Genomic DNA, 6,415 nt, shown 5'->3' with positions numbered 1-6,415 from the left:
ACAAAGCGTTGTGTTTGTCAGCTGCGAAGAAGGAAGAGTATGAAGCAATTTGCTACGTCCGTCAACTCCTTCTTTTTACTGCATCGCCGTTTCCGGTGATCCTCAAGTGCCGCATTTGACTGCGTCTCATTGGGGAGGCGAACTATAGCAAAGCCGCCCACGGGCGGCAAGCTTTATTTCAGCAATTCGGCAATCGCCATGCCAACGTCGGTCGTACTGGCGCTGCCGCCCATATCCGGCGTACGCGGGCCATGCTCGAGCACCTGCTCGATGGCGCGCACAATCGCGTCATGTGCGGCCGTGTACCGGGCGTCGCCATTGCCGAGAAAATCGAGCATCATAGCACCCGACCAGATCATGCCGATCGGGTTGGCGATATTCTGGCCATAGATATCGGGCGCGGAACCGTGCACCGGTTCAAAGACGGAGGGGAATGTGCGCTCCGGATTGATATTGGCCGACGGTGCGATCGCAATCGTTCCTGTGCACGCGGGGCCCAGGTCGGACAGGATATCGCCAAACAGGTTCGACGCCACCACCACGTCAAAACGCTCGGGGCTCAATACAAAGCGGGCCGCCAGGATGTCGATATGGTATTTATCCCAGTGCACATCGGGAAAGCTCGGCCCCATCGCTTCGACCCGCTCATCCCAGAATGGCATGCTTATGGCGATACCATTCGACTTGGTCGCCGAGGTCAGGTGTTTTTTAGGCCGGCTTTGCGCCAGCTCAAATGCATATTTCAGAATGCGATCGACGCCCTTGCGCGTAAAAACGGATTCCTGCAGCACCGTTTCACGCTCCGTGCCCTCGAACATGCGACCGCCCACGGACGAATATTCTCCTTCCGTGTTTTCACGCACCACATAAAAGTCGATATCGCCCGGTTTCTTGTTCGCCAGTGGGCAAGGTACGCCAGGCATCAAGCGCACGGGACGCAAATTGACGTATTCGTCGAACTCGCGCCGGAATTTCAACAAGGAACCCCATAAGGAAATATGGTCGGGCACCTTGTCCGGCCAGCCCACGGCGCCAAAATAGATGGCGTCGAAATCCTTGAGCTGGGCAAACCAGTCCGAGGGCATCATTTGTCCATGCTCGAGGCAATAGTCGCAATTCGCCCACGCCATCGTCGTGAACTGCAGGTCGATATTGAAGCGGCGCGCAGCGGCCTCGACAACACGCAGTCCTTCCGGCATGACTTCATTGCCTATGCCGTCGCCGGCAATGACTGCGATTCTGTGTGCGGGCATGACATTCTCCTGTAGATAGATGGATGCGTTGATGATACTGGCGCCACATCAGAATACAATCAGGGAATTCATAACCCCAGTATCCACATTTCGTGGTCAATCAATGAAAAATACGCCGCTACTGGAAGACTTACGCCTGTTTTGCCAAGTCGCCCATAAAACCAGCTTTGCCGCTACGGCGCTGGAACTGGGCATTTCCAAGGCGGTTGTCAGCAAGCGCATCGGCATGCTGGAAGCGGCACTGCAAGTGCGTTTGCTGCACCGGACCACGCGTCGGGTCAGCGTCACCGATCACGGCGAGATTGTACGGTAATGGGCGCAGCGCATCCTGGAAGATGTCGAGCAAATGGGTGAAGCGGTGGCGCAGTCGAAATTGCAGCCGCAAGGCGTGCTGCGCATCTGCTCCAGTTCCGGCTTTGGACGCAACCGGCTCGGTCCCGCACTATCCGAGCTGGCGCGGCAATATCCAGAGCTGAAAATACAGCTGGAATTGCTCGACCGCCCCGTTGACCTGCTGGGTGAGGGCTTCGACCTCGACATTCGCATCGGCGAAGTGCGCGAGCCAGACCTGATCGCCCACCGTATTGCCAGCAACCAACGCGTACTGTGCGCCGCACCCGCCTATCTGGCCCGACATGGCACGCCTGCCACCCTGGAGCAATTGCGTGAGCATGACTGCATCGTCATCCGAGAGCGCGACCAGGATGGGCGACGCTGGAAACTGCAAGGGCCGCACGGACAGGAAACGGTAAAGGTCGATGGACCGTTATCGGCCAACAATGGCGAGATCGTCCATCAATGGGCGCTGGATGGCCACGGCATCATCCTGCGCTCCGCATGGGATGTGGAAAGTAGCCTGGCGCAAGGCAAGCTGATCCGCATTTTGCCCGCGTATCAACAGGCCGCCGATGTGTGGGCGGTGACCACCTCGCGGCTGTCGAACTCGGCCAAGGTCAGGGCTTGCGTGCAATTTCTACAACAATGGCTGCAGGCCCGCGCTTGATTGGGCCTGATTCGCTACACGAGACGCGGCACATCCGGGTATAGACGCGCAAGGGTATCGGAAGTGATGGCGGCAATCACGGGGGCGACGCGATCGGCAGCTTGTTCAGGCGATTTTTCCCGACGCACATCTTTCCACAACTCAAGTAAGGCAGCATCATGGCGCGCGACCGCTTGCTCGACCTCATCTTGCCAGAATGCCGGCGCCTCGCCTTCCACAAAGTTGCCGCGGCCACGGCCAAAGTGCGCCACCGCCAGGTAACGCAGCACGCCCGCCACCACCAAGGTGCGCAGGAAGGCGTCTGTAAACTGCATCGTGGGCTCGTTACGGTCCGTGCCGGAATTAAACCCCCAGGCTGCGCCCGCAAACGTCAATGCACCGACCACGCCGCCAAGCAAGGCGCCCGTACCCAGAGTCAAGCCACCGGAAATCAGGTCGGCCGACAGTCCGGTCGCCGCACCGGAAATCATGGCGCCCAATAGCCCCGCTTGCGCCTTGTCAATCGGCGCGCGCACGGCGAAATTTTCCCGTATCCGGCTATTGATCTTATGCGCATCGGTGGGGTCGAGTTTGTGCAAGATCAACAGTTCACGCGTCGTTTCCCCACTGTGCGTATTGAGCCGCGTCACCAGGCTAGCCATGGCCTTTTCCTGGCGTTGCTGCTCTGCATTTTTGCCGATACCCACAACTTGCAAAGCCGATCTCAGCAAGCCCCTGGACGCCGACTCGATGGCCTCGCGATCCTGGGCAGCCACGGCCAGCTGCGTGGCCAGCAAGTACATGGCCTGCTGGAAACGCGCCGTATTCTGCGCTTGCCAGGTAGCAAACAAGCGCGCATAGCCAGCTTGCTGCGATTGCGGCAACAACTTGCCCACGGCTTCGTAAAACACGCGCTCATGTACCCAGCAGCGCGCAAAGGCATCGAGCGCCAAAACGTCGCGCACGATGGGATATTGCTGTAAATGTTCGCGCCAGCGCGCCTGCTCGCTGTGTTCCTCATTACCCGGACGTGGCGGCCCCATCTGATTGAGCAAGACCACCACGGGCTTACCCAGCCATTCGAGGATTTTCATTTCCGCCGGCAAGTACCCCGCATCCCTTGGATGCTCCGAGGAGTTGACCAGGTACAGCACCACGTCGGCCGCGTCCTTGGCCGTGCGCAGCGCTTGCTGGCTGAGCCAGAACGGCCGGTCGCGATAACGGTCCAGCACTTCGCGCAGGAACCAGCCGATGGGATTGCCCGACTGCCCCAACCGCTTGAGCAGGCGCACGGAGTCGCCAAAGCCCGGCGTGTCCCACAATTGCAGGGCATCACCCTGCGGCGTCGCCAGCAAGGTATGCGATTCGGCAAACACCGTCACATGGGCGGCGTCGCGCACTTCGCCGATATCCACGCCCACCAGGGTGCGGGCCAAAGTCGTCTTGCCATTATTCGTGTGCGAAATCAGCGCAAACTGAATCTGTACCGCATCATCCTGGATATCTTTATTCACATTCACACTCATGCTGCTGCCGATACTTTCAAGCCGACACCGGCATCGAGCGGGTGCAAGGCAGGATTGAGCAAATTGACCAGGGTGGCCGTGGTTTTGTGGAACTGGCAGAACTGTTGCCACAGGGCGACTCTTTCCGCCAGGCGCACGCCTTTATCCGCCTGCTCGCCCGCGCGCTCCAGGTAACTGGACTCATCGATCAGGACGGCGATGCCGCGTGCGGACGATTGCACCAGGTAATCGAGGAAGGCGCCGTGATTTTCCTTTTCCGGCGTCGCCGTCAGATTGAACAGCACGGCCGTGATATTGACTTGCGGATCATTCAAGTCGGTGCCGCGCAAGACTTCCTGCGGCTCTTCACCATACGACGTCGATGGACGCAGCATCATACGCCCCTGCTCGCCGAACAACATAATGGAAAGCTGGCCCAGGCCCTTGTGGCGTGCCTCATCGACAGTAAAGCTGTACGGCAAGACGCGCAGCATGCCGCCCGTGGCCACGCCGATACTTTCATTGAGTTTGCGGAAATACGGTTGATCAAGATCAAGCGGAAAGTGTTTCGCCAGACGCGCGGCGCGCCAGTGATTGAGCAGCGTCAGGATCACGCGGGGAACGACCACCAGCAGGAAAATCGTTGCCGCATACAAATGCACCCAGCGCGCGCCGCCTTCGACGGTCGTCGTTTGCGGGAAACGCAGCGCTTCAATTTCCGCCAGCGAAAAACCTTGCAAATGAAACAGGGCGATGGCCGGCGCAAACAGGGTCGACAGCAGGCTGTGCACCTGGCCGGCATTCAGAAACGTGCTTTCCCAGCCGGCCGCGTATTGCGACAGGAAACCGCGCGCATACAGCGAGGCAACGGCGCCGATGGCAAACATGGCGGCGCTCAGATGGATGGTGCGACCGAGGCGCGCGGCCGTCAGCTTGGCGCTCAGGTGCGCCCATTCCCCCATAAAACTAAGCAAGCCCGAGGACAAGGCGTGCGGCAATTTGCGCGGCAAGGCCAGCCGGCCCACGCTCAGGTGGCGTACCAATCCCGCCTTCGGCCAGCCCAGGGAACGCGAGGGGATGCATAGCCAGATCAGCAAGCCCAGGTACACCAGCACATTCCAGGCGATGATCAGCAGCAAGGGCGCCGACAGCAAGTCGACGCGATGGGGATCCGTGATGCGATCGAGCCCGGCGCCCAGCAGCAGTGCCAGCAGGGGCAAAGTCAGCGCCAGGGTTTTCATGCCGTTACGGCGTTTCGCGAAAGCGGCGAAGGCGGGCGTGCGCTCGGTGATGCGTTTGATGATCAGCTCGGAACGCTGCTGCAGGAAATCGTCACCCGTGACTTCGGCCTGCTTGCCCGAAGCTTGCCACTGCGCAAGCTCACGCGCACTGCGGCTGGCATACATGCGGTCATCCTCGCTGAGGACTTCTTTTTTCTGGTCGGCCGTCTCGATAGCACGGACCAATACCACTTCTCTCGCAATCTGCTCGTTCATGGTGCTCCTGTTTTTGTATGAAACGACAACTCGACAGGCAGATTGTGACGTACTTTCGTGTTTCAGGCCAACGCGTCCTCGGTCCGGAACAAATGATGCAGCAGATAAATCAGGAAAGAAGCGATCCAGGCAGACCACAAGGTGTGCGTAAAAAATTGCATACCTTGCAACTGTTGCTGCCAGCTTACCGCCAAACCGCACAGCAGCATGATGCCGACGAACAGCAGCGCCGTGCGTGGCCGTCCAGGCAGACAGAACAATGGCAAGGCCAGCATCCACCAGGCAGTGTTCGCCTGGATAGCGGGCAGGCATGCCATGGCAGATGCGCTGGCTGGCAACGTTTCCAGCAGACGCGTGTACGGCTCCAGTCCGCCATAGCGCAACAAATCCGTGGGGCAGGGCACATCGCTGAAGGAAGAGAGCCAATAGATGCTTAGCGGCACGAAGATAGCCGACAGCGCCACCACGCGCAAGGCGCTGCGGCGTGAGGCAAGCCAGGCCAGCGGACGCAAGGTGTCCCAGACGGCCAGGCCAATCACGACGGCACCAAGCAAAATCATAACGAGCTGGAAATTGCCCGCCCATGCGCTGTCAGTACCGATAAATTGCCCACGCGCGCCGTCGAACATACTGTCGGCAATCATGAGGTCGAGGTTGCTGTAATTGCCGATCCAGAGTATCAGCATGGCCGACAGCATCAAAACGCTATCGATGCCTTTGGAAGTTTTGACGAGTTTCAGCTTGGACAGCATGGTTGCACACATTTACTTGATGAGATGAAAGGGACTGGCCACTCAAGAGCTGCAGCCATGCAAGTCATCGTACAGTGTCAATATGAAGAGAACATGACGGTGCCCGCCGGGCGCAACACAAACGGGGCAAGGCGGGTTTCCAGGATCACATTACAAGTCTGGGCATGAATTACGCGTTAAAGGCATTCTGGCATCACCCGCAAAAAGCGCTCGCGGCCGACAACTTCGCCCAACTCCGCCTTACGCACGGCAAAAGCGCACACCAATCAGTCCGTGGCATGGTGGGCGTGGTCGGGGGTGAATCGGCTTAGCGCTGTGTGCGTAAGCCGACAGCACCACCGGCGCCCCACAAAACCGCCAGACGAAAAAAAACCCGACCATTGCTGATCGGGTTTTTCTCAAGAAACCACAGCCAAAGACTGTTGCT

At 59.0% G+C, this 6,415-nt stretch carries 4 protein-coding genes and 1 pseudogene; 1 reads left to right on the top strand and 4 read right to left on the bottom strand.

All coding sequences use genetic code 11. The annotated features are described in order from the left end of the window. Window positions 1-173 precede the first annotated feature (173 nt). Window positions 174-1,253: a tartrate dehydrogenase gene (locus AC1RJW_RS29575; protein ID WP_493048092.1), complete on the bottom strand. Its 1,080-nt coding sequence runs from the start codon at window positions 1,251-1,253 to the stop codon at window positions 174-176. A gap of 103 nt (window positions 1,254-1,356) precedes the next feature. Here AC1RJW_RS29575 and AC1RJW_RS29570 point away from each other — a divergent pair. Beyond that, a pseudogene (locus AC1RJW_RS29570) lies at window positions 1,357-2,256 on the top strand (LysR family transcriptional regulator). 14 nt (window positions 2,257-2,270) lie between these two features. On the opposite strand, the gene AC1RJW_RS29565 reads toward AC1RJW_RS29570, so the two are convergent. The 3 genes from AC1RJW_RS29565 to AC1RJW_RS29555 all read right to left on the bottom strand — a co-directional run bounded on the left by AC1RJW_RS29565 (window position 2,271) and on the right by AC1RJW_RS29555 (window position 5,988). Beyond that, window positions 2,271-3,761 (bottom strand): DUF3482 domain-containing protein, encoded by a 1,491-nt coding sequence (locus AC1RJW_RS29565; RefSeq protein WP_493048091.1) that lies wholly within the window; start codon window positions 3,759-3,761, stop codon window positions 2,271-2,273. Next, window positions 3,758-5,236, bottom strand: a complete 1,479-nt coding sequence (locus AC1RJW_RS29560) for a DUF2868 domain-containing protein (protein WP_493048090.1) — start codon at window positions 5,234-5,236, stop codon at window positions 3,758-3,760. The genes AC1RJW_RS29565 and AC1RJW_RS29560 overlap by 4 nt, the downstream gene beginning before the upstream one ends. A gap of 62 nt (window positions 5,237-5,298) precedes the next feature. Further along, a complete protein-coding gene (locus tag AC1RJW_RS29555) occupies window positions 5,299-5,988 on the bottom strand; it encodes a phosphatase PAP2 family protein (RefSeq protein WP_493048089.1) in 690 nt (229 codons plus the stop codon). Between the last annotated feature and the right edge of the window lie 427 nt (window positions 5,989-6,415).

Source organism: Janthinobacterium sp. GW822-FHT07A03 (assembly GCF_058798815.1).
This window is presented reverse-complemented; position numbering and strand designations above follow the sequence as displayed.

Excerpts from the sequence above, each read along its gene's own strand:
- AC1RJW_RS29575 (WP_493048092.1), bottom strand. The coding sequence starts at position 1,253 with ATGCCCGCACACAGAATCGCAGTCATTGCCGGCGACGGCATAGGCAAT.
- AC1RJW_RS29565 (WP_493048091.1), bottom strand. The coding sequence starts at position 3,761 with ATGAGTGTGAATGTGAATAAAGATATCCAGGATGATGCGGTACAGATT.
- AC1RJW_RS29560 (WP_493048090.1), bottom strand. The coding sequence starts at position 5,236 with ATGAACGAGCAGATTGCGAGAGAAGTGGTATTGGTCCGTGCTATCGAG.
- AC1RJW_RS29555 (WP_493048089.1), bottom strand. The coding sequence starts at position 5,988 with ATGCTGTCCAAGCTGAAACTCGTCAAAACTTCCAAAGGCATCGATAGC.